Genomic DNA, 23,179 nt, shown 5'->3' on the forward strand with positions numbered 1-23,179 from the left:
AGGAGAAATCATTTATGGATAAATATATTAACATGAAAAATCCTCCAAGATTTAGTGGGGAATGGAAGTTTTTCGCCTTTTTCTTTTTAGATCTATTAACGCTTGGTGGTTGCTTTTTTTGGGCGAAAATAGTCAATAATCTTGTCCACTTACCACTCTTTTTTGCACTCTTGAATTATGGCTTATGGATTGCGATAGCTCTAGTGATTGTTTGGCGACCCTATAATAACCCAGGTCAACGCCAGATTTTTGCGATTATCGAATCTATTTTTTTTACGGACAAGAACCATTACCATGCCCTAGATCCTAACCGAAATTATCATGGTACGTATAAGGAGGATGAATAAATGCGAGTCAAAGGACAAAACTCTGTTGATAAGAAATCCATTTTTCAGTTTGGAAAACCAGAAGAACGATCGATCTTGGATTTATTTCCTTATAAATCCTGTACAGAAGAGGGGGTCTTAGTTACTAAAGAAGATCATTTTCAACGTTATTATCGTGTAGTTTCCACTGACGTGGAGGGATTAAATGAACAAGAGAAACTGGAACGAATGAATCAGTTGACCACCGTCATGCGTACGTATGTGCCAACAATTAAGTTAGTTAGTTTGACCACAGAAACGGATCTAACGGAGCAAATCGTACAAAAGCGGCAGTTATTAGATAAGAATCGTATGGAACAATCCTTAGGAAGAAATCTACAGCGATTAAGAAAATATGAAAAGAAATTAGTAGAGGAAATCCAGGAATTGAAACGAGCAGAACAGGAACGTCCTGACTTAAGCTTCTTTTTCATCATTGAAGGAAAGACAATCAAGGATTTACAAACCAGAAACCGTCAATTAATGCGATCCAGTGGCATTTTAGGGTTAAAACCGCTCTACAAAAAAGAATTGATCAAGATTCTTTATCGAATGAACAATATGAATGATGAGTAGTAGTTGACTGAATATAAAAATAACAACAATTATATGGATGTGATAAAATGGAGGAAAACATGTCAGATAAAATGAATAATAGCTATCATAACAAAGCAATGCCTAAAATTGAAAAAGGAATGTGGCAAGTAGAGGATCATACACAAGGTGAAGAATGTGTGGAGGAATTGATGTTTATGATGAAAGATAAATATCATGAATTTTCTTTAGGATTATCAACTGTTTTAAAGTGTTTAGCAATTGCAGAAAAAGAAGGGTATGTTCCGCCTTTGTCAGATGATTGGTGGCTTCAAATTCGTCAAATTTGATGGGAAAGGGAGATCGAATGGATTCTTTTAAAACTAAAGTAGGATTTAGTAAAGTGTATAGGATAACGCCTGCTAACTATGAAAAACAAACAAAAAAAGAAGACCGTACGTACTAGAAAGAGAAGGAAGGGATTCTTATTATGCCGTTTGTCCGGAGTGCGATAATCCAATTCAAATTATTGGATTATATAAAGAAACACGGGAATCTGGAAGAAAACCATATGGCAAGCATCATAAAGGTACAATTCCATATTTAGCTAAGTATTCAGAAGAAGACTATTTGGAATGTCCATTTTCTAACTCTAAGTGGAAAAAAACGTCTGGAAGAAGAAGTACAAGTAGCCCACTAGCAAATCGTATTCTTTTAACATTAGAAGAACAGTTTGATCGTATTATTTATATATTAAAAAAACAAACTGGTCTTCTTATCAACAAAAAATTAGCAAAAGAGATGCTTATCACTTACTTAAAAAACGAAGGGTGGTTATACAAGGAAGCAACTTTAAACAATCTTCCATGGATTTTTGGACAATGTAGTCCTGCGATTCCTCTATTTGGAAGGATGATTCAAAAAAATAGTGAGCTTCATCAGGTAATTCAAGAAAATTGTCCAGAAGTTCAATTCGTACCTGCATCTTTTTCTTCTGATTACGTTCAAATAAAGAATCAGGAAGGAATGTTTGTTACACTGTATTTTACCTTTTTAAACCACGAAAAATGCGTTGTAGAAGAAGAAATACATGAAACGATGGATTTTTTAGTTTTTAGAGAGAATCGATTGGAAGAAGATGACATAATATTCAGTAAAACTTTGCCTATTGAATCAGTGTACTTTTCAAATTTAGCTTCATCTAAAAAATATGAAGACAATCGAAATCAAGAGTTATTAAAATTGGCAAAGAATATGATTCATTTGTATATCTCAAAATAAATAATCACTCGTAAAAAGAAGTCAGCGAAGTCTATTTTAAATAGGCTTCTTTTTTATTGATTTAGGCGTTCATTGCCCAGCCTATTTAGATAGGTGATGAATAAGAATGGAGGAAGCAAGTAGATGAATAATCATTTTCAATGGTTAGATGTAATAGACTGTAAATTTAGTGGGGGAGTAGTCGATTCAAAAGAAGAATTGGATAAAAAATATCCACACGTATTCATTCTAGGCAAATTAGGAAGAGGAAACACTGTGAATTTAAGAATGAATCCATCCAAACGAGGTGAACGTTGATGCTAGAGACAATCAAATCAGTTTTTGCACCACAGGATAATCAAAAGGTACTTGATCCGTTAAAACAACTAGGAAATCGGGAAATCGAAATTTTAAAATCCAAAGGGTATGATTTAGATTTTTTAAAACAAGTGATGCCACAAGGTGGATTAAATTTCGATGAAGAGTATGTGACCTATGGAAATGGTTATTCACGGTGTGTGACAGTTTATCACTACACAAAAAATCCTACTCTTTTTTGGTTGGCCAATCTCATGAACAATCCTCATACAGTGGCCACACTCGATGTTAGCACAGATGAAAAGCAAAAAGTGATTGATCAAATCAATCGCGCATTAGATGAATTAAATGATCGATCAGATAATGAACGAAAAGCGACTGACCGAAATAAAAGCGCGGAAGAATACCTGGAACTAGCGGAATATGCCCGAAAATTGACTTCTAATGGGGAAATTTCTAAACAAGTCAAAGTGAGAGTACATGTTTACGGAAACACGATTCAAGAAGTAGATGAACGAGCGCAGGAACTGATCGAAAATCTCAAAGGGATGGATTATCGTGCGGTGACTTATCTGCATAAAACCAAACGAGATTGGCAATCGATGTTTACCATGTTCGATGAACAAGCTGAATGGTTCGGAAATATCAAAGGGCAATCACTACCATCGTTAAACATTGGCGGAGGTTTCCCGTTCCACCACCAAACGCTAAAAGATCCAGGAGGTACACAATATGGGGAAACCATGACAGGCGGCCCATTTGTCTGGAATGCGACGTATAAAAATAGTGTACGGTTGTCTACTAATACCTTGCTTCTAGGAATGATGGGAGCTGGTAAATCGACCGTTCTTAAAATGATCGCGGAAGCCCATTTAGCTGCAGGAGACTTTATTTGGGGCTTTGAAAAGGGAAAAGACTTTATTCCTTTCTTAAAGGAATATAACGGTATTATGGTGCGTTTAGACGGATCTGACGGAATGATCAATCCTTTAGAGATATTTGCCACACGGACGTATGATGAAGCATCCAGTTTATATGACGATGGATCAGTCAAAGATTTGAAGATCAATGAAGCAGCGTCCTATCAAACACACTTAGACAAAGTGGTCTATCAGGTACAGTTAGTGAGTCCTCAGCTAAAAGGAACGATGAAAGCAGAATTTAAGACCTACTTAAATCGTTTTTATGAAGAATATGGAACAGTACCACGCGGCTTTACTTCCTCAAATTCGCGGTCAAATACGGAGACGCAAGTCACAGGTAAAGATCCAGAAGCTTATCCGACGTTCAAAGAATTTTTAGACTTTTTAGGACAACTGGAATTACCAGGTGCTTCCCAAGAGAAAAAGAATCGAAAAGAAGAAATGGAATCCATCGTAGAATCCTTATGTGAGACGTATGGCATGATTTTTGATGGTCATAGTACGATTCGACACCTTGACCAACAACAGTTGGTCTTTTTTGATATTGACTCTATTACAGGTTTAGATCGTGGGGTACAACAATGTCAGATGTACATGGCCATGACGTTGATTTGGAATCAGGCATTGATTCAAGGACGAAGACAACGGCGCTTAATTAAAGAAAAACAAATGGAAGAACAAGACTTCAAACGCTTCTTGGCCATGATTGATGAGTGCCATAATGCGATTAATCCAGATTTCATTGAAACGGTAAATTATGTCACAAACTTTCAACGAGAAATGCGTAAAGTAGAAGCAATGACTGTTTTAGCGACACAATCCCCACAAGAAATGGTACCAGAAAATATGTCTTCTGATAACTTTTCGAAACTGAAGAAAGTCTTTGAATTTTCTTCTACGAAGATTTTCATGCGTATGGATGAATCTATTTTACGTCATATAGAAGGACTAGTGGGTAAATCAATGACGAACTCAGAATTAGAATCCATTCCTCAACAAAATCAAGGAGACGCTGTGATCAACTTTGGCTCAAAAGAAACCATTCGTGTTCATTTTAGTCCGAACAAACGTCAATTAAAATTGTTTGATGGAGGAAAATAATGGAAAACCAAAATGAAAGTTTAATCAAGCAGTATGTTAAGCGTCGTGCAAAGCGGCGCTTATTTTTGTGGTTGTTTGGTACTTCTGCAGGTTTGATGACTATTTTGATCACTGTGTTTGTGACCCTATTTCTAATACTTGCCGCGGGATCGATTGATAATTCGGATTCAGATTCAAGCAGTGGTGGCGAAGCTTTTACAGGAGAATATTCGGAAGGATTACCCATTTATAAAGAAATCAAAGGAAGAGGCCCTTTTTCTGATGAAATTGCGCAATATGCTGTAGGTGCAGCAGTGAAATATAAATTATTACCAAGTGTGATTCTTTCGCAATACGGTTATGAATCAGCGTTTGGTACGTCGGCGTCCGCAAGAAATGATCTCAACTATTTTGGGATTACTTGGTTTGATGGTTGTTTGTTTCCTAAAGGAACTGCACGAGGAATTGGTGGCATTGAAGGGAGCTGGTACATGAAGTTTCCCAACTCAAAAGCTGCATTCTCCTATTACGGCTTTATGGTAGCCACACAATCAAATTTTAATGCATGTGTAGGAAATAAAAGCCCTGGCGCAAGCTTATTGATCTTAGGACGAGGTGGTTATGCCGCTGCAGGAATTACTGAAGATAGTCCGTATTATACAGGGTGTATGTCAATTATTACTTCTAATAAGTTAACCGAATATGATGAATTCGCGATCAAACATTGGGGTGAAGGTAACAATAACAATGGCACAATTACTGGTGAATGGACGAATCCATTCCCTGGCAGCAGTTTAGATAAAAGTTCCTTTAGCGGTGGGCAATTATTTGGAACGAATCCATGGGGAGAGTTCCGACCAAATGGTTTCCATGACGGATTAGATTTTGGTTCAGTCGATCATCCAGGAAGTGAAATTCACGCGGTGCATGGAGGAAAAGTCGTGTACGTTGGTAATCCTGGTATTTCAGGTTTAGGTGCATGTGTGATCGTGATTAATTACGACGATTTGAATATGGTGTATCAAGAATTTGCGAATAGTACAGGAAATTCTCGTGTGAAGGTAGGCGATCAAGTAAAAGTTGGTCAAGTAATCGGGATACGAGATACAGCACACTTGCATTTAGGGTTCACTCGCATGGATTGGCGTCAAGCACAAGGACACGCATTCACAGATGATGGTACATGGATTGATCCATTACCATTTTTGAATAGCAGCAAAAAATAGATCAGGAGAAAAAATATGGAAAATAAAACTTTAAAAATCGTCTTAACAGCTGCAATTAGCGTTAGTTTAATCGGCAATATCGCGTTGTTTTGGCAGCTTAAAGAAGAACAAGAGACAAATACCTTTAAAATTGAAGAAGTGGCTAAAAACGCGTCTGAGAAGCTCAAAAAAAATTCCTCTGAGGCACAGGTGAAGATCGACAAGTTAAATCAAACCATCAATGAGAAAAACCAAGAAATCGATCAGCTGAAGCAACAAGATGGCACAAAAGCAAAAGAGGAAGTCACTGAAGCACAAAGAAAGACGGCAGAAGAGTTCGGTCAATTGGCCATTGATAAATCATTAAGCAGAAATGAATTAACGGAAAAACTAAAAGATGTCGCAACCCAAGAAGTGATCGACAAATTAAGTCCTGCAGACGATGATCACCAACATGATGATTACGGAAGTTACTCTTTTACATTAGGTGACGTGCAAACTTACGCTCAAACAAGCAGTGTAAAAGAGGAACAAAATTTTGTGGTATTTGTTGATTATACAATCGGCAATCCTCAATTTAAAGATGTCAAACCGCAAAAAATAAAAGGTGGATTAACTGTCACTGAAAAACAAGTAGATGGTCAATGGAAAGTCACAGACTTTAGTTATTTCACTCGTTAGGAGGAAGAAAATGAGTAAGAAAAGAGGAGCAAGACAACGTTTCAAAAAACGAAAAAGTTATCTTAGATGGCTGGGAATCTTTATGATTCTCGGCTTTTTGATTCTTGCTAGTCCGATTTACACACATAAAAAGGTAGACATACCAGATGAAGTAAGCACGAACGCATTTTTAAACACGAAGGAACTGACGATGGTTTCAAAAGAAAAAGGAGCGAACCAGCAATTAGTTTTTGAATTTGCGATTGACGATGAAGATCAAAGCTCATTAAAAGAACTGGCTAATCTTAATTATCGCGTAGAAGTAAAGACAGCTAAAGGAGATTATCAAGCAATAAAAGCCAAAGTGATTAAGGTGTCTGATGATTATTTTGCAGTGAAGCTATCGCATGTACCAGAAGAATATATTGCCATGCGTTTAACCATTATTCCTGAAAAAATTGATCCAAAAGTGGATATGCAAGAACCACAAGATCTGATTTATTACGTTCACGAAGATAAGGTTAAAGATCAAGTGAAAGATGAAGATTATGAACAACATGCGATGAATTACAAAGTGAAAGGATACAAGAAAGAACAAAAAGCAGCACAAAAACAAATTGAATCCTTCCAAGCAACCATTGATTTGAATGAAGAATTAGTGAAGAAACTAAAAGATCAATTGCCTTATCAAGTTGCAGACGATCAGGAAAATACTGAAAATAAGATTAATAGTTACCAGCAAGAAATTGAAACATCGAAAACGCAAATGAAAGATCAAGAAGAGATCATTCAAAAACTTCAAGAAAAAATTGATCGTATGACAAAAGAAAATATTTAGAAGAATAGGTGGAGTAAAAGAAATGAAGCGAGCGAACTTGGTCGGCAAAGATACTTTCGCTGAGCAGAAAGTATTGATTAAAGCCTATCTCAAAGTTGTAAAAGCTAAAGAAATATGTCAAGAAGTGAATTTATCTAACACAACAATATCTGAGTTGAAGAATGGTAGAAAGAGTTTAGATACCTTAAAATTCAGATCATTTGAAGCTTTGTATTTAGCTGCTAAAAAATATTTTACGGCTGAAAGAAAATAAAAACAGGAGGATTTTATGTGAAAAAAGTATATCAAAAATGTTTATGGATCAGCTATATCACCTTAGGTATAGCTGTTAATGAGATGGGAGAAAACATTAACCACGATTCTAACACAAACATCAAAGCATTCTTGATTCGTTTCTGGCTGAAGATTTCAACCAAACAGGAAGAAAGCGTATCAATTATAGCATACACTTTTTCTTAAATTCATTTTTCATATGACAAAATATTTCCTTCTGATCGACAAAGTTAGAAGGATTTTTTATTGTCTAAATACACAAATAACCTTAATTTTTAAAGAGCATAAGGAAACGTGGGAACACTTTTTAAAAAAAGTGTTCCAATAGGCTGTGCCTATTACGTTTCTCAAAAATAAATGTGGGAACAAAATATTTAAAAATAGGATAGTGAAAGGATAGTGAAGGATAGTAAAAGGAGGGTAGTAGGATAGTAAAAAGGATAGGCTCCTTTTCGCTATCCTTTTTAAATTGGAGGAATTAATATGGAAGTAAGAATAAGAAATGTGGATGAGAAAATCGTAAGAGAAATTGATCGAAGATGTGACGAACTAAGTAACCGTACGGGTAATAAATGGAGTCGTAACGATTATTTAAAATTACTAATAGAAAATGATTTTGATCGTCCTTTGATGGAATATAAAAAAGAAAAGTTTGATCAGTTATTAGAAAAGTTTTCAGAAATTCAAAGCTATAACACAAAGATATTAGAAGAATATGTTAGCCAAAACAATCGTATTTTAGAAATCTTGATCGAGCAAAATAGAGGAAGTGAACTTTGATATGGCAAAGGTTATAGACAAACACATTTACTTTCACCAAACACATATCGATGTGTTGGATGAGATTATTTCTACTCATGCAGAAGTTAAAAACTATAGTGAAGCCGTTCGGTTTCTATGTATGAATTATGATCCAGAAATGGAGAAAAAAGTAAATTCCAATCAAGCAAAGTTGAATGGAATGAGTAAAGAAATTTCTATTTTAACCGAAATGGTTTCAGAGTTTGCAGATCTTCATTTGAAAGATACAGGAATACTAATTGGTACAAATTCAACGGTTTACCAAGAAGCAAAAGAACGTGTGGAAGGAAAAATTAAATCTAATCAAACCAAAAAATATTCCCCTCAGTTGAAGAAACCTGTGAATGAATCTGTTCATGCCAGAGTAGATCCATTTGATCCAACGAAGATTCTAAAAAGATAAAAGTAGAAGGGGAACATGATGAATAAATCGCCTGCAGTCATTCTCACTTGTCAATTTACCTTGCCCAATAAAAAATCTTTTTCAACATACATTGATTATATGACAAGAGAAAAAGCGCTGGAAGAAATGGAACGACGTACGCCTGAAGAAGAACAGGAACTGCAACGAATCAAGAATGCTTTAGAGGATTTTTATATTCCTGAAGGAGAAACTTTTTCGGAGAGTAAGACGGATAAAGAATTCAGCGAAACGTCGAATGAAGCTCAATCTTTGATGGGAAATGGAATCAACTTTGACAAGTTAGAGGAACAAGATTTTACCAAATATCTTTCTTATATGACCCGTCACTATGCGTTAGAACAAAAGAAAGAACTGACGCAAAGTGAACAAAAAGAATACCAACGCTTGAACCAAGCAATAAAAAAATATCAAACAGAGCCACACAAAAAAGCTTCAGGAAACCTTCCTGGAGTTTTTTCTATGGCTTCAGACGAAGTGAAAGGAAGTGATCTGAAGGAGATTAAGCAAATCTTCCAAAGAGGACAACAAAAAGGCTCAATCATTTATCAAGATGTTGTCTCTCATGATAATTCGTATCTTGAAAAAATAGGATTGTACGATCCCAAAACAGATACTTTAGATGAAGAAGGATTAAAAGCAGCTGGAAGAAAAATGATGGAGACATTATTCGAGAAAGAGCAACTGAACGAAACAGGCTACTGGATGGCAACGATTCACCGTAATACCAAACATATCCATATTCATTTTGCAGTTGTTGAAAAAGAAAATACGCGTAAACCTTACACGGAGGTTGAAAATGGTGTGAGTTATATCGTACCGAAAGGTAAGAGAAGACAAGCAACATTAGACGCAATGAAGACCAATTATGTACATGAGTTAGAACGTTTTTCTTATGAAAAGGATCGAATGATTGGTATGGAGAAACGAAATTTATTGACGCGGAAAAGTGATTTGCGTAACACCTTAACAAAAGTGGTAAAAGAGCCAGCGCGTTACGATCGACACGCAATGAACTTATTAAATGAAGTATATAAAACCCTACCTGACAAACGTTCAGAATGGAATTACGGGGATGAAAAACGAACCAAACTTTCACCATACACAAGAGAGAAACTAGATGAGTTAACCAAATATGTTTTAACAAAAGAACCTGAATATCAAGAATATATACAGATTTCAAAAGCATTGAAAGAAGAAGCAAAAAATCTTTATGGGGAAAGCAAAAGAGAATCAAAGGATGCAGAAAAAAACGCCCTCTTTGATTTAAAAAAGCGCACAGGAAATGCCATCCTAACAGAACTGAAGAGACAAGATAGTCAAATAAAACCATTAATAGAAGGTGTCGATCAGATGCAATCTATTTACAATGAACGATCCTTCCGAACACTTAAACAGTTGCCAACAAATGAATACAAGTATAGTTACGAAGAATTCATGAAGCGAAGGAAACAATTCCAACAAAGAGTTGTCACGCAACGGAGTTTGCGTCAATTAAATCGAACGATTAATGCCCATGAAGAAAAATACCACGCAAGTAAAGCATACGAAGAGCAACAACGAAGAATTCAAATGGAACAAGAAAGACAGTAGGAGGAATAGCAATGAAACAATATTTAGATCAATGGAAAGTTATAGAAGGATCATTAAGAGAAGAACGAATCGAACAACTTCCCGATTGTTTAGAAAAAGAGCATTTGTTTCAGATAAGAGAAATGTTGAGAAACGAACAGTTTGATCCAAATCAATTTTTAGTCGTTGAGTACCCAGCTACTGGTGTGTACTGTTGTAATCATGTGAAGGGTGAAAAATATTTTATCATTCAAGAATATGAAGGCAAGTTAGCGCCTTATTATACTACTTGGGAAATGAATGAGGAGGGGATCAATAACTTCCCGTGTAAAAGCATTGAAGAGTCTATTTCACTCACAGAATGTTAGTTGTTAAGTGAATAAAAGAAGTAAAAGAGTCCTGAACGTAATTGTCCAAGACTCTTTTTTTCAATGAATTGTTTTCCGCCAATTCAATGAGTGGTGCGATTTCCGACTACATTATATCAAAAGAAAGAGAAGGGAGGAAGAAGAAATGGCTTATTCAACTATTGGAGTTGTTGTTGAAAAAAGCAGAGACAATCTCGTTTTTGTGACAGAAATTCAAACAGGTAGATCTTTTGTCGTCACAGACAAAGCGGCAAAAGCTTATCGAAGTGGCGATATTTTAGCGTTAAATCTGATTACAAAAACGTTCGTTGATGCAGTAGAAAATTATCCATTTGTTTAGGAGGAAACGGACATGGCAGAAGAAAAAGAACCACTAGACAATAGTCGTTTGGGAAAATCCAAAAGAAAATTAGCACGATTGCAAAATGAATTAAACGAACAAATTGAGAAGATGTTTGAACACCAGAGAAAGACAAACGGTCAGCCAATGAACGATAAGAGAAATGGGCATTCTTGGTTTAGGCAACAAGAACGTTTAGAAAACAAAGTGCATAGTCTGAGAGAAGAGATCAAGCAACAAGAAAAACAGGTAGAAAAACTTGAAAGACAAGAAGAGCTAAAGGAAATGGGCTATAACAAGTACGGCGGCCTGGATATGACAATCGAAAATATTCCAAGAATCAAAGAAGAAATCGAACGCTTTGAAAAAGGTGAATCGACTTTTTCAGCCGCTACGATCCGAAAATACCAACGAAAATTGGAAACATTAGAACAGCTGAAAGAAAAATCAGAGAAAGGAAAAGAAAATATTCTTCCTGAAGTACAAGCGATCATTGACAGCGGACGAGTGACGCAATGGAAAAAGAATCCAACTATCTATTTTCTGAAAGGCTATCGAAAAGTCGCTTTAGAACTCAATGAAAACGGCGAATTTGAAGCGTCAAAAAAATACCAAGCCACGTCGGAAGAAGAAAAGGCAGCTGTTCGTGAATTACTTGAAGAGGCTAGACCAATTGATTCTGTGAAAGAGAAAGAAATCGATCATTTCTATCGAGTAGAATTCAACGAAAATGATCCAGAAAAAGGATTGAAAAGTTATGGTGGGGAGATCGTAACATTCGAATTGATCGATCAACTCAAAACGTTGGATAACCAATACGCCGCAGAAGCAGGTTATTATAAATTCTATTTTGAAGAAGTGAAGAACGGAGAAGTAGTCGATCAGATCCGAATGGATCTAGGGGATGGCGTCAACAGTAATCAACCCATCTATTTAGAGTTAGCAAAATTGTGCGAACAAGTACCTGAGAAGGAACAAAAACAATCGGTCAAAAATGAACCTGTTTCGAAAGAAGAAATGCAGTCGAAAGAAACAAAAACAAAACAAAAGGGCTATCAAAAACGAACGGCAGAAGAGATTAAACAAGAAGTTAAATCCCTTTCGCAACAGGCACTGGATGCGGTGAAAAAGCATACCCATTCTCCTGAAGACGTCAAAGAACTTTTGAACTTTATGTCTCGTTTTCCAGAACGATCCTTTAGAAATCAATTATTGATTGAGGAACAATTTCCAGGTGCAACGGCTTGTTTAGGTCGTGCCGCGTTGAAAAAAGAAGGAATCTATATCAAAAAAGGGGAACAAGGGAACAAGATCTTTGTCAGAAAAACGGTCAAAGGATTTTATGAGAAAGGACGTGGCTTTGTTCGAGAAACAGAAGCTACACCAGAAGATAAAAAACGAATCGAAAGTGGTCAAATCGAAGTGATCAAAAAACCTTACTACACGATTGAAAAAGTGTTTGATATCACACAAACACAATTGAAGCCTGAAGACTATCCGAAAATCTTCCCGAACCGCGTCTTTGATTTTCAATTGGATAAAACAGGGCAGACAGAACTTCAAGTTGGGATTCAAGCGGTAGCCAAAAATATTGGAATTCAAATTCGAGATATGACAGAAAGTGAAGTCTATCAAAGAGAATTAGGACAAGCACGTGGGGCGTACGTTCGTAACGAATTTACTGGCGAAGAAGAAATCGTCATGAATACTCGAAATACTCCTACGCAGCATTTAGCCACAAGTATTCACGAATTAGCCCATGCTAGAATGCACAAATTTTCAGAATTAGATACCGCAACTAAAGAACTACAGGCAGAAATGACCTCCTATATTGTGTGCAAGCATTTTGGGATGGACACCTCGGAGAAAGCTATTCCTTATATTGCGACATGGACGAAGAATGGTCAGACGTTGGATGATAAGGAAGCTGCGGAACGTGGGAAAATCATGAATGATGTCAGTCGTGTCGCAAATGAATTCATTCAAACCATTTCTAATGAAATCAATCAATACAGAGAAAGAGAACCAGAGATCCAGCCAGCAGAAGTGAAGCAGGAGCATAAAAATACTTTAGAAACGCCAGAGAATAAGAATATTGTGCCCGTTGGTTCACTTTGGATCGACAAGAAAGACGGGAAAGTAATGGAAGAAGATACGGGTCGAACGTTACATTTGAAGGATGCGGCGTTTATTGAAGATCCGCAGCATAATCAAGTGATTTTAAAAGGAAAAAGTTATGGAAAAGAGATCCAAACGGCGTTACCTTCAGAAGAATTTGCGCTAGGAAATCCATTCCGATTTTCACTTGAAACAGTGTCAGAAGTGGCCAAACGAAAAAATGAAATCTATTATGAACAACAATTGTCACAAAAAGAACGTGTATAAAATAAGTAAAAAAGACTATCTGAAAAACGGATAGTCTTTTTTCTTTTGGGAGGTTTGAAAATGACCGAGAAAAAAATGAGTCTTATTGATCGATGTAAACAGATCGATATAGTGGATTTTGCTCGAAACAATGGAATGGCTGTAGTCAATAAAGGACGAGACTATCGCTTAGAAGACCATGATTCATTTGTTTTTGATCGAAGAAAACAACGTTTTTATTGGAACAGTCAAAATATTAGTGGCGACATTATTGAATTAGCTAAACTTTTTTTCATAGACAAAGAGATTCAAGACTCTAAGCAACAATTTAAAGCAGCCACAGATTTTATTCTAAAGAATGAAGACAAAACAGAACGAGTAGAAAATCTTCATTTTGAGACAGAAAAGTACAAAGATCACCCCGTTGATTATCAACCACTCACAGAAAAAGGAAGGAATTATTTGAAGGAAGAACGAAAACTGCCCGATTGGTTGATTGATTATGCAGAAAAAGAAGGATTGATCGCCGAACTAAAGCCAAAACATGAACGGCAAAATTTCTTAGTTCGAGACGATCGTTTGGATCATGCGGTCGCCTTTTTATGGAAAGATCCACAGACAAAAGAGACAGTAGGGGCGAGTTATCAAGGAACATTCATTGATTATGAACGTTTTGGTGAGAGAGGCACATATAAGCATATAGATAAAAATTCGACAGCGAATCATGGATTTAACCTAAAGATCGGTGACCCTAAACAGTTAAAATTTTTTGAGAGTAGTATTGATTTACTTAGCTATGCTGCACTGAATCGTGATCAGTTAAACGATACGTGGTTAGTCTCTATGGAAGGATTAAAACACCATGTGATCAGTCATTATTTTGGTGAGGCAGTATCTGAATTGAGAAAGAAACAAGCCTTTCCTCAATCCATTGAGATTTGTGTGGATAATGACCGTGCAGGACATATTTTCTACGAAAAAGAACAATTAATGGGCGCAGTTGATCCATTTACGAATCAGAAAGTACGTTGTGAACGAGGAATCGCTAATGATTGGCAAGTGCCAAAAGAATACAAAGTCATTTATGAAGAAGTTGCAAAAGAAATGAAAGTTGAACCTGAAGCAATTATGGCCATACACAAGACAGAAAACAATCTGCAATTAACGGACCAACTGGTTTCCGCTCACAAAGTAAATGCGTCTTTTGGTCAGCAGCTTTCTGTTAACGATTCAATAGAAGCTATTAATTTGAAAGATATTTGTAGAGAAGTCGCAAAAGAATTAAAAGGTTGTGAACGCGTGGATGGTACGTACGATTTTGATCGTTTTTATCAAGAAAAAGGGGATATTAATGCTCAGATTCTTTTCTCTTATAAAGCAGAACAATACTACAAAGGCTATAAAAATCATGAACATGAATTTGTACCTGAAGTAAAAAAGGATTGGAATGATCAATTGAAGCATGAAATCCACCAACAAGAGATCAGAAAGCAAAAACGTGCGATGTTGTTTCAACAAGGCAGACAACAAGAAAGGGAGTGAAATCGTCATGATGAAAACCGTTATTTTAGCAGAAAAGCCGTCACAAGCGAAAGCTTATTCCGATAGCTTCTTTAAATCCACTCGAAAAGACGGGTATTTTGAAATCCAAGATCGATTGTTTCCTGGTGAAACTGTGATCACGTATGGTTTTGGTCATTTAGTCGAGTTAGATTCGCCCGATATGTACGATGAAAATTGGAAACAATGGTCATTAGAGCATTTGCCTATTTTCCCTACACATTATCACTATCATGTTCCTAAAGATAAGAAAAAGCAATTCAACGTGGTGAAACAGCAACTTCAATCGGCCGATACCATTATTATTGCGACAGATAGCGATCGTGAAGGGGAACTGATCGCTTGGACGATCATTCAACAAGCAGGCGCCGATCATGGAAAGACCTTTAAAAGACTTTGGATCAACTCCTTAGAAAAAGAAGCCATTTATCAAGGATTCCAGCAGTTACGAGATGCAGAAGAGACCTACCCAAAATTTGAAGAAGCACAAGCACGCCAGATCGCCGATTGGTTGATCGGCATGAACGGTAGCCCACTGTATAGTTTACTCTTGCAGCAAAAAGGCATACCAGGAAGTTTTTCCTTAGGCAGAGTCCAAACCCCAACGCTTTACATGATTTATCAATTACAGGAAAAGATTAGAAACTTCCAAAAAGAACCATATTTTGAAGGAAAAGCCCAAGTAATCGCTCAAAATGGCGCATTTGATGCGAAGCTTGATCCGAATGAAACCCAAGCGACGCAAGAAGCATTTGAAGATTATTTAAAAGAAAAGGGGGTTCAATTGGGAAAACAGCCAGGTACGATCCACCAAGTTGAAACCGAGAAAAAAAGCGCGGCAAGTCCACGTCTTTTTTCTCTATCCAGCCTTCAGTCTAAAATGAATCAGCTTATGAAAGCTAGTGCCAAAGACACTTTGGAGGCTATGCAAGGGTTGTATGAAGGGAAATATCTAAGCTACCCACGAACAGATACCCCTTATATTACAGAAGGGGAGTATGCGTATCTGTTGGATCACTTAGACGAATACAAACACTTTTTAAAGGCCGAAGCCATTCCTACTCCTATTCATACACCTAATAGTCGATATGTGAATAATAAGAAAGTCCAGGAACATTACGCGATCATTCCTACAAAAACGGTCATGACGGCAGCGGCTTTTGAACAATTAAGTCCACTGCAGCAGGCCATTTATGAACAAGTGTTAAAAACAACGGTGGCCATGTTTGCGGAAAAATATACCTATGAAGAAACAACGATCTTGACGCAAGTTCAGCAGCTTCAGTTAAAAGCAATCGGAAAAGTGCCGGTAGATCTAGGTTGGAAGAAGTTATTTGGAAAAGAGAGCGACGGAAAAGAGAAGGAAGAAGAGCCGCTACTTCCTAAAGTGACAAAAGGAGAAATGGTGACGGTAGATCTACAAGTCCTTGAAAAAGAAACAAAGCCACCAAAACCTTATACCGAAGGCACGTTGATCACTGCAATGAAAACAGCTGGGAAAACCGTGGATAGTGAAGAAGCGCAATCTATATTGAAAGAAGTAGAAGGAATCGGTACAGAAGCGACACGGGCAAATATTATTGAAATCTTGAAACAAAAGGAATATATCAAGGTAGAGAAAAATAAGCTCGTGGTGACGAATAAAGGGATTTTGCTTTGCCAAGCCGTGGAAAAAGAGCCGCTGCTTACGAGCGCCGAAATGACCGCCAAATGGGAAAGCTACTTATTAAAGATTGGAGAACGAAAAGGAACACAAACCACTTTTCTAGCTAATATCCAAAAATTTGTCTCTCACTTATTGGAAGTCGTACCAGGGCAAATCCAATCCACTGATTTTGGATCGACGTTACAAGAAGTGAAAGCAGCCAGTGAAAAGCAAGAAGCCGCGCGTCATTTAGGAATTTGTCCAAAATGCCAGGAACAAGAAGTCATACTTTATCAAAAGGTGGCAGCATGTACGTCTGAAGTCTGTGATTTTAAATTATGGACAACGATTGCCAAAAAGAAACTCACAGCGACACAGCTGAAGGAGATTATTCAAAATAGCCGAACAAGCCAACCAGTGAAAGGGTTAAAAGGTCAGAAGGGTTCGTTTGAAGCAACGATTGTTTTAAAAGAAGACTTCACTACAGGCTTTGAATTTTCTGAAAAGAAAAAAACGAACTTCAAGAAAAGAACACGACGCACGACAAAATAATGGAGGGTTAATCTTATGCGTAATACAACACACAAACAACAAGAAATCGAAAATCAAAAAGCCAAAATTCGTTCAGAACAGGAAAAAATGCGTGCCAGCAAACGAAGACTGCAGCAATTAAAGAACCAGCAGCGGATTCAAAAAGAAATTGAATTAGATCGATAGACATTAACCTTGTTACAAATACACTATCATGATACATTTAATGTAGTGTATTTGTAACGAAAGGGGGGAAGTAAATGCAAAAGAAACTGAAAGAATTGTTGGCTATTCGCGATGGAAATTTATCTATGAAGGAAGCCAGAAAATTAGGAATCGCAGCAACCACTGTACAAAGATTGGTGAATCAAGGAAAATTGATCAAAGTTGATCGTGGTTATTATGTAGAGGATGGTCATGGAATAGATGATTTATTTTGGCTTCAGCAACGATTTTCCAGGGGAATCTTCTCTCATGAAACGACTTTAGATATTTACCAGCTTTCTACGAATATGCCGAAATTCATTCACTTAACTTTTCCCCATGGCTATAACGTTGATCGTTCAATTACAAAAGAGCAGCAGTTACAATTTCATTTCGTGAAGAAAGAAGTTTATGAACTAGGAAAAGTAGAGGGAACTTCCTTTCAAGGAAATCCTATTACTATGTATGATAAAGAGCGTACACTTTGTGATATTTGGAATCCGAGATATGAAATTGAATATGAAATGAAATTAGAAGCATTAAAAGAGTACATGGAAGACCCATTGAGAGATCCAAGTAAATTAAGAGATTACATGACAAAACTACATGTAGAAAAAGAAATGAAATACCACATGCAAAGCTTATATTGATGGAGGAAAAAGATGACACCGACACAATTTGCAGCAAAAACAAGAAATTTAGCAAAGAGTACAGGATTAAATGCACAGTTAGTGCAACGGCATTTTATGATGGATCGTCTAATTGAACAAATTTCTGAATCAAAGTACAAAAATGACTTCATTTTGAAAGGCGGCTTTTTATTAGGATCAAAATATGGAATCGATAGAAGGACAACAATTGATATCGATACGACATTTAGAAATAGCAAATTAACTGAAGAAAAATTGAAGAGCATTTTTAATGATTTAACTAGAAAACCCACAAAAGAAGGCATTGTTTTCTCTATTCAAGGAATGAAGGAAACAAGAGAAGCCGATTTTTATCCTGGATTTCAAATTAAATTGGTGGCTAATTTAGAGAAAGTACGTGTACCGTTTAAAATGGACGTGACAACAGGAGATTCTATTTATCCTGAAGTAGATACACACTATCACCAATTAATGTTTGAAGATAAAAAAGTGGAGATTCCAGCTTATCCAACAGAACAAATTATTGCAGAAAAGCTAAGTGCTACGTTCAGCTTTGGCACAGATAATTCGAGAGCAAAAGATTACTACGACTTATTTACCATTCCGAAACTAGAAAATATTGATACGAAAGAGTTATACAAAAGTGTTCGAAATACATTTACAAAACGTGGAGATACAAAGCCTTTATCCTTTTATTATGAAAGAGAAATGGATAAGATCAGGGGAAACGACTATTTGGAAAAGCAGTGGGAAAAATATCGCTCAGTTAACACGTTTGCGAATTCCATTTCATTTGCAGATACAGTCAACGAAATTGATCACCTAATGAAAAGTGTGATCAAAATTGAAAATCAAGAAAGAAAAAGGCAGTTTAAAAGATCACAACAAATGAATCAAGAAACGGAGAGATAAAGATGATTAATAATGTAACTTTAGTAGGACGGTTAACCAAAGATCCAGATTTACGTTATACCGCAAGTGGCACAGCAGTGGCCACTTTTACCTTAGCCGTTAATCGTAATTTCACGAATCAAAACGGCAATCGAGAAGCCGATTTTGTCAACTGTGTGATTTGGCGCAAACCAGCAGAAACGATGGCGACATTAGCTAAAAAAGGCAGCTTGATTGGCGTTGTCGGACGGATTCAAACCCGAACCTACGATAACCAACAAGGACAACGTGTGTATGTGACAGAAGTTGTAGCTGATAACTTTCAACTATTAGAAAGTAAAGCAACGACAGAGAGCCGTGCGCACGCTGATCAATCGTCCAGCAGTCCAAGCCCTACCACCTTTGAACAACGGGATGTAGCTACGCCTAACAACAATGGATTGAACGCTTCACAAAATCCATTTGGCGGACAATCAATCGATATTAGTGATGATGATTTACCATTCTGATTGTAAAAGATCAATAAAGTTGTTATAATGGATACGAAAAGAGGAGTTGCGCTAACAACTCCCCTAACAGCACCGTTTAAGACGGTGACCAGCTTAATATTATTTTTGAAAAATAATCGTCGACCGGCTAAAGCTGACGGTTATTTTTTTTGATTGTTGTTTACAACTGCTAAGATTCCAAAAATGATTGTTGCGATCAAAGAACCGAAACTAATCATTAATCCTAGCGCCGTTTCAACAGGCAAAAGGCTTCTCCTTTCTGTAAGATTTTGGAAGTACGCACATACGCACCACCTCACTTTCAATCGGATAGCCACCGTCACAAACTTTACTGTCTTGATCATTATAGCATATCTAAAATCGAATAAAAATTCTCAATTTTAACTGTTTTTGCTATAATTTTAGCGAGGTGATCGTGATGAACAAATATGTTGGTTTGCTTGATAAAATCCGAGTAATAAAAACACAACCATTATTGGTTCGCTTTACTTTACAAACAATTCATGAATCGATTAATTGTGTAGTTGCAGATATTGAAATTATCGATAAATTGTTAATTATGGATGATGGAAAATACAATATTGCCGTCACAGGTCATTTCAATAAACGGAATCAATTAGTCATTGAATCGATGCAAATTAGAAACCCTGATCATTTTACGCGATCAATGGGCATATAAATAAAAGAAGAGCTGCAATCCTAATGTAGGACTGCAGCTCTTTTTGTTTTACATAGAAACAGGAAGAAAGGGAAAGGCCTATTTAGGAAGGCACAAGCGCCTTCTCAATTGAAAAACCTTTCTCTCACTCCAACCGCCACCGCCGTTCGAGAAGAAAGGAAGTGAACGTTGCACGTTCACTAAGATAAGGGGTCTTGCTTTGTAAGACAAAATAGGAAAAGCTTCCTCTCACCAAAAGGTTCGTTCCTGTTCGCTATCTCTTTATTGATTTGCCAGACCGGCAACAAGTTGCCTTTTATCACCAAAAAGCGACAAGGACAAGGGTAAATGGCACGCTGCGCGCCCTTGTCCTTGTCGCTTTTCGTTGATTCATTCTGGCCAACAAATCAATAAAGAAAGAACTAACGAAAGGAAGTAAAACCTTTCCTAAGAGGAGGCAGAATCAATCATGCGAAAGAAATTTGATTATTGGGGTGTTCCCTTCAGCGAATTATTCCCAAACTATCATGCACCACATACTGTCGAATGCGATTGTGGAGAAAGAGCGAAATGTATCAAAAGCTATTGTTTGTATCAATGTCCAACATGCGGGAAAAAATATACCTTGTCTTATGGCGATTATATTTTGATTGAGGAGAAAGGAAAGAAACGCTGATGAAAACACAACACAAATTATTGACTGTAAAAGAAGTCGTTCAAATTTTGGTGGACAAAGAAGTCATTTCTGAAAAAGTAGCAGAAGCTTTACTTATTCCGCGGTACTGGACGATAGAAACCCCTTTAGTAGAGGATGCACCGACTATGCTATTTGAAGACTTAGTGAAGATTGCAGGATGTGAACTGCATTATCAAGAAAAATTGGAAACTTATGAAAACGAATATTGGTTAACCAAATTAGAGAACTAAAAAGGAGAAAAAAATATGGCTCAAAATTACTATGACGAATTTGTCAAATTACCTTTGGATAAAATGGCACAAAAAATGGAGGATATGACGTTCCTATACAACGAAACACGTGTTCCAAAAAAACATTATAAAGAAAAATTGTCGGTAGCTGTGGAATAAATGATTGAATCAGGTGTCGAAATGAATCTTATTGCGACGTACTATCGAACACTGGAAGAACTGAAAAAGCAAAATGCAAAATGGTTTTTCCAAGCCTTACTATGCTTGGAAGTAGGTGTCAAACCAAGCACTATTAAACCTTCTGAATACCAAGCTTTAGAACTAACGTATGCGAAATTTATCGAAACGAAAAAAGCCAAGACTGTTTCAAGTGAATGGTTAGATTATTTTGAAAATATCAATAAGTATGGCGCATATTACACCATGAAAAAGGAAGACAACGAAAATGAATAAGGTGATTTATCAACTAACAACGGATTCCATATCAACGATTTGAAAGAAAAAAAGGTCAATAATCATTTATACCGAAAAGTGAGAATGTGTGAAATAAGGACAAAAAAAGCCTAGTAACTAAGGGAATGGTTCTTATTTCGCACCAACCGCCCCCGCCGCTTAGGTGGTGCGAAATAAACGGGCAAAGCCCGATAACTTAAGAGAAAGAAGGTGATCCATTTGAACAAGATTATTCCCTTATTGTTAGTACTGTTTGTTGGCGAAATACTTATGCGAGATAGTGCAGCTGTACAGTTAAACCTCGCTGTATTTTTGGTAATACTGGTGTTTTGTTTGATCTTTTGGCGGTTTGTATTAGTCCTCGTGAGTCTACTATTCAAGATGATTGCAGCCATATTTTTCATGGGGTTATTTCGATGAAAGGAGAGAGTACCAATGCCAATTGCAATAGGAAATAAACGGTTACCCGTGACATTAGATGAAAAGAGACAAAAAGAATTGCAGCAACTAAAGCAGAAGTACGACAAAAGTGAATCCAGGATTATGTGTATTGCGTTAGATTTATTGATTGCCAAGAAAAAGCAGGATTTGAGGTACCAGCACTAAGAAAGTGACGTCACTTTTTATACTAAAACCTAAAAGTGATATCACTTTTAGACAATGGAAAAGGTGGAAATAAGATGAAGAAAAAACAAACTAAACTATCGTTAGCAGATATTTTAACACAGTTAACCGCAACTGAAGATGGTGTTGTAGAATTTGAACGATCTGAAATTTCGGTAGTAGATGATCGTTACTTTAAAATGCCTTACTTTTTTGACCAAGCAAAGGTCATTTGCCTTTGTGGCTACGATGGGGTACGTGATTACTTTGGAATTAGAATTACTGAAGAAAAAGTCGTTTGGGTAAACAATCATACAGAATTAGGTGCGCTAGCCTTTGAAGGAACTGTATTGGACAATATCTCTATTGTATTCGAGGAAGAAAGCTTTACGCTTGAATGCGATAAGTTAACCCGATATATCGATCCAAAATTCTATGAGGATAAAAACCTGGCATGGGAACTGGCTTTATAGACAGAGTGCTAGTGCAAGTAAAGGAAGAAAGGAAGATCACCATGAAATACAATTTATTAGACCATAAGCGAATGTGGGTAGAGAAATTAGAGGAAGACTTAGAACAGTTGGAATTGTTAGGTCATAATAAGACTTCAACGGTGTATAAAGAAGGACTAAAACGAACGAAAAAAGCACAAAAAGAACTAGCAACACTGGAAAGTAGCGTTCAGAAAAAAGAAGTAGACTTAACATACACTTACCTTTAGGAGTAGAAAATGGCAGACAAGAGAAAAGAAAAGATTCAAAAATTACTGGCGCTTGCGGCGGATGTAAATGATGAGGAATCAATGAGCGCATTAGCCAAAGCCCAGCAATTGATGATGGACTATGATCTTACTGAAGATGAGATTTTCAATTATCATGAGCAGCAACGGATAGAAGCAGTAGAAACGCACGTGATCTATCGTGGACGTCCGCAAAAATGGCTGTATCGTTTATTTAGAAATTAAGATAAAAAAGGCTAGTTAACAGGTTTGTCGACTGGCCTTTTTTGATATGTTTGTACATGTTTTATTGTGTTTTAATTTTTCTCTTTTTTATAGCAAGCTCCTTTTATAATAAATATTCCGAAAAGTGAAGACCATTTTTTATTTATTAAGACTATTATTATTAGTGAGATAAAATTTGATTGATCTTACAGAATATTGGTGACGATTATGACACTAAAGATACTATTTATGAAAATTTTGCAAAAATGTTCTGAAAATTAGA

Annotated in this window: 33 protein-coding genes and 1 pseudogene; 32 read left to right on the top strand and 2 right to left on the bottom strand. The window is 36.6% G+C overall.

Annotation, left to right across the window (positions count from 1 at the left end; all coding sequences use genetic code 11):
- Positions 1 to 14 precede the first annotated feature (14 nt).
- The 23 genes from ESP02_RS05975 to ssb all read left to right on the top strand — a co-directional run bounded on the left by ESP02_RS05975 (position 15) and on the right by ssb (position 19,312).
- On the top strand, positions 15 to 347 hold the full coding sequence (locus ESP02_RS05975) for a hypothetical protein (RefSeq protein WP_002295656.1): 333 nt from the start codon (positions 15 to 17) through the stop codon (positions 345 to 347).
- The gene (locus ESP02_RS05980; protein ID WP_002307538.1) at positions 348 to 941 is read left to right on the top strand and encodes a hypothetical protein; all 594 of its coding nucleotides are present in this window, start codon (positions 348 to 350) and stop codon (positions 939 to 941) included.
- Between the two features lie 59 nt (positions 942 to 1,000).
- Positions 1,001 to 1,249 carry a hypothetical protein gene (locus ESP02_RS05985; protein ID WP_002332281.1) on the top strand — a complete coding sequence of 83 codons (249 nt, stop codon included), beginning with the start codon at positions 1,001 to 1,003 and terminating at the stop codon, positions 1,247 to 1,249.
- Positions 1,250 to 1,529: 280 nt separating this feature from the next.
- The gene (locus tag ESP02_RS05990; RefSeq protein WP_010728919.1) at positions 1,530 to 2,180 is read left to right on the top strand and encodes a hypothetical protein; all 651 of its coding nucleotides are present in this window, start codon (positions 1,530 to 1,532) and stop codon (positions 2,178 to 2,180) included.
- Between the two features lie 123 nt (positions 2,181 to 2,303).
- The gene (locus ESP02_RS13290) at positions 2,304 to 2,477 is read left to right on the top strand and encodes a hypothetical protein (RefSeq protein ID WP_002314417.1); all 174 of its coding nucleotides are present in this window, start codon (positions 2,304 to 2,306) and stop codon (positions 2,475 to 2,477) included.
- Positions 2,477 to 4,501, top strand: coding sequence for a VirB4 family type IV secretion system protein (locus tag ESP02_RS05995; RefSeq protein ID WP_002314418.1), 2,025 nt, complete (start codon positions 2,477 to 2,479; stop codon positions 4,499 to 4,501). The genes ESP02_RS13290 and ESP02_RS05995 overlap by 1 nt, the downstream gene beginning before the upstream one ends.
- Entirely contained in the window at positions 4,501 to 5,706 is a 1,206-nt protein-coding gene (locus ESP02_RS06000; protein WP_040118396.1) for a glucosaminidase domain-containing protein, read from the top strand. The genes ESP02_RS05995 and ESP02_RS06000 overlap by 1 nt, the downstream gene beginning before the upstream one ends.
- A gap of 15 nt (positions 5,707 to 5,721) precedes the next feature.
- Positions 5,722 to 6,366 carry a hypothetical protein gene (locus tag ESP02_RS06005; RefSeq protein ID WP_002325549.1) on the top strand — a complete coding sequence of 215 codons (645 nt, stop codon included), beginning with the start codon at positions 5,722 to 5,724 and terminating at the stop codon, positions 6,364 to 6,366.
- Between the two features lie 10 nt (positions 6,367 to 6,376).
- Positions 6,377 to 7,183 carry a hypothetical protein gene (locus tag ESP02_RS06010; protein WP_040118397.1) on the top strand — a complete coding sequence of 269 codons (807 nt, stop codon included), beginning with the start codon at positions 6,377 to 6,379 and terminating at the stop codon, positions 7,181 to 7,183.
- A gap of 22 nt (positions 7,184 to 7,205) precedes the next feature.
- Positions 7,206 to 7,436, top strand: a complete 231-nt coding sequence (locus ESP02_RS06015; protein WP_002304981.1) for a hypothetical protein — start codon at positions 7,206 to 7,208, stop codon at positions 7,434 to 7,436.
- Between the two features lie 17 nt (positions 7,437 to 7,453).
- Entirely contained in the window at positions 7,454 to 7,642 is a 189-nt protein-coding gene (locus ESP02_RS06020) for a hypothetical protein (RefSeq protein ID WP_040118398.1), read from the top strand.
- A gap of 297 nt (positions 7,643 to 7,939) precedes the next feature.
- A complete protein-coding gene (locus ESP02_RS06025) occupies positions 7,940 to 8,236 on the top strand; it encodes a hypothetical protein (RefSeq protein ID WP_002293513.1) in 297 nt (98 codons plus the stop codon).
- 1 nt (position 8,237) lies between these two features.
- Complete coding sequence (locus tag ESP02_RS06030; RefSeq protein WP_002310988.1) at positions 8,238 to 8,660, top strand: hypothetical protein; 423 nt, start codon at positions 8,238 to 8,240, stop codon at positions 8,658 to 8,660.
- Positions 8,661 to 8,678: 18 nt separating this feature from the next.
- Positions 8,679 to 10,271 (top strand): MobP2 family relaxase, encoded by a 1,593-nt coding sequence (mobP2, locus tag ESP02_RS06035; protein ID WP_040118399.1) that lies wholly within the window; start codon positions 8,679 to 8,681, stop codon positions 10,269 to 10,271.
- Between the two features lie 11 nt (positions 10,272 to 10,282).
- On the top strand, positions 10,283 to 10,618 hold the full coding sequence (locus ESP02_RS06040) for a hypothetical protein (RefSeq protein ID WP_002310991.1): 336 nt from the start codon (positions 10,283 to 10,285) through the stop codon (positions 10,616 to 10,618).
- A 145-nt stretch (positions 10,619 to 10,763) separates the two neighbouring features.
- Entirely contained in the window at positions 10,764 to 10,958 is a 195-nt protein-coding gene (locus ESP02_RS06045; protein WP_002293517.1) for a hypothetical protein, read from the top strand.
- Positions 10,959 to 10,970: 12 nt separating this feature from the next.
- On the top strand, positions 10,971 to 13,343 hold the full coding sequence (locus ESP02_RS06050) for an ArdC-like ssDNA-binding domain-containing protein (protein WP_002310993.1): 2,373 nt from the start codon (positions 10,971 to 10,973) through the stop codon (positions 13,341 to 13,343).
- 60 nt (positions 13,344 to 13,403) lie between these two features.
- Positions 13,404 to 14,864 carry a toprim domain-containing protein gene (locus ESP02_RS06055; RefSeq protein ID WP_002336698.1) on the top strand — a complete coding sequence of 487 codons (1,461 nt, stop codon included), beginning with the start codon at positions 13,404 to 13,406 and terminating at the stop codon, positions 14,862 to 14,864.
- Between the two features lie 10 nt (positions 14,865 to 14,874).
- A complete protein-coding gene (topB, locus tag ESP02_RS06060) occupies positions 14,875 to 17,079 on the top strand; it encodes a type IA DNA topoisomerase (protein WP_024634928.1) in 2,205 nt (734 codons plus the stop codon).
- 15 nt (positions 17,080 to 17,094) lie between these two features.
- Positions 17,095 to 17,244, top strand: coding sequence for a hypothetical protein (locus tag ESP02_RS13295; RefSeq protein WP_002295632.1), 150 nt, complete (start codon positions 17,095 to 17,097; stop codon positions 17,242 to 17,244).
- Between the two features lie 74 nt (positions 17,245 to 17,318).
- Positions 17,319 to 17,912 (top strand): type IV toxin-antitoxin system AbiEi family antitoxin domain-containing protein, encoded by a 594-nt coding sequence (locus ESP02_RS06065; protein ID WP_002310996.1) that lies wholly within the window; start codon positions 17,319 to 17,321, stop codon positions 17,910 to 17,912.
- Positions 17,913 to 17,924: 12 nt separating this feature from the next.
- Positions 17,925 to 18,824, top strand: a complete 900-nt coding sequence (locus tag ESP02_RS06070; RefSeq protein ID WP_002310998.1) for a nucleotidyl transferase AbiEii/AbiGii toxin family protein — start codon at positions 17,925 to 17,927, stop codon at positions 18,822 to 18,824.
- A gap of 2 nt (positions 18,825 to 18,826) precedes the next feature.
- The gene (ssb, locus tag ESP02_RS06075; protein WP_002310999.1) at positions 18,827 to 19,312 is read left to right on the top strand and encodes a single-stranded DNA-binding protein; all 486 of its coding nucleotides are present in this window, start codon (positions 18,827 to 18,829) and stop codon (positions 19,310 to 19,312) included.
- Positions 19,313 to 19,452: 140 nt separating this feature from the next.
- On the opposite strand, the gene ESP02_RS13465 is transcribed toward ssb, so the two are convergent.
- Complete coding sequence (locus tag ESP02_RS13465) at positions 19,453 to 19,557, bottom strand: putative holin-like toxin (protein ID WP_008274030.1); 105 nt, start codon at positions 19,555 to 19,557, stop codon at positions 19,453 to 19,455.
- Positions 19,558 to 19,730: 173 nt separating this feature from the next.
- Here ESP02_RS13465 and ESP02_RS06085 point away from each other — a divergent pair, with 173 nt between their 5' ends.
- The 5 genes from ESP02_RS06085 to ESP02_RS06100 all read left to right on the top strand — a co-directional run bounded on the left by ESP02_RS06085 (position 19,731) and on the right by ESP02_RS06100 (position 21,350).
- Positions 19,731 to 19,991, top strand: a complete 261-nt coding sequence (locus tag ESP02_RS06085) for a hypothetical protein (RefSeq protein ID WP_002295623.1) — start codon at positions 19,731 to 19,733, stop codon at positions 19,989 to 19,991.
- A gap of 448 nt (positions 19,992 to 20,439) precedes the next feature.
- Positions 20,440 to 20,646 (top strand): hypothetical protein, encoded by a 207-nt coding sequence (locus ESP02_RS06090; RefSeq protein ID WP_002330430.1) that lies wholly within the window; start codon positions 20,440 to 20,442, stop codon positions 20,644 to 20,646.
- Positions 20,646 to 20,897: a hypothetical protein gene (locus tag ESP02_RS06095; protein ID WP_002311001.1), complete on the top strand. Its 252-nt coding sequence runs from the start codon at positions 20,646 to 20,648 to the stop codon at positions 20,895 to 20,897. The genes ESP02_RS06090 and ESP02_RS06095 overlap by 1 nt, the downstream gene beginning before the upstream one ends.
- A gap of 15 nt (positions 20,898 to 20,912) precedes the next feature.
- Positions 20,913 to 21,056: a hypothetical protein gene (locus ESP02_RS13300; RefSeq protein ID WP_002330429.1), complete on the top strand. Its 144-nt coding sequence runs from the start codon at positions 20,913 to 20,915 to the stop codon at positions 21,054 to 21,056.
- 21 nt (positions 21,057 to 21,077) lie between these two features.
- On the top strand, positions 21,078 to 21,350 hold the full coding sequence (locus ESP02_RS06100; protein WP_002300801.1) for a hypothetical protein: 273 nt from the start codon (positions 21,078 to 21,080) through the stop codon (positions 21,348 to 21,350).
- 110 nt (positions 21,351 to 21,460) lie between these two features.
- Here ESP02_RS06100 and ESP02_RS13590 read toward each other — a convergent pair whose 3' ends face one another.
- The gene (locus ESP02_RS13590; protein WP_306173746.1) at positions 21,461 to 21,688 is read right to left on the bottom strand and encodes a hypothetical protein; all 228 of its coding nucleotides are present in this window, start codon (positions 21,686 to 21,688) and stop codon (positions 21,461 to 21,463) included.
- Between the two features lie 97 nt (positions 21,689 to 21,785).
- Between ESP02_RS13590 and ESP02_RS13305 the strand changes: the two genes are divergently transcribed.
- From ESP02_RS13305 to ESP02_RS06120, 4 genes and pseudogenes are all read left to right on the top strand, one after another.
- Complete coding sequence (locus ESP02_RS13305; protein ID WP_002330428.1) at positions 21,786 to 21,956, top strand: hypothetical protein; 171 nt, start codon at positions 21,786 to 21,788, stop codon at positions 21,954 to 21,956.
- Between the two features lie 74 nt (positions 21,957 to 22,030).
- Positions 22,031 to 22,426, top strand: a complete 396-nt coding sequence (locus ESP02_RS06110; RefSeq protein ID WP_002293546.1) for a hypothetical protein — start codon at positions 22,031 to 22,033, stop codon at positions 22,424 to 22,426.
- A gap of 41 nt (positions 22,427 to 22,467) precedes the next feature.
- Entirely contained in the window at positions 22,468 to 22,674 is a 207-nt protein-coding gene (locus ESP02_RS06115) for a hypothetical protein (protein ID WP_002311003.1), read from the top strand.
- A gap of 9 nt (positions 22,675 to 22,683) precedes the next feature.
- Positions 22,684 to 22,905, top strand: a pseudogene (locus tag ESP02_RS06120) (DUF2786 domain-containing protein); the annotation flags it as partial.
- Positions 22,906 to 23,179 lie beyond the last annotated feature (274 nt).

The organism is Enterococcus sp. NBRC 3427, assembly GCF_007996925.1.
Lineage (GTDB): Bacteria > Bacillota > Bacilli > Lactobacillales > Enterococcaceae > Enterococcus_B > Enterococcus_B lactis.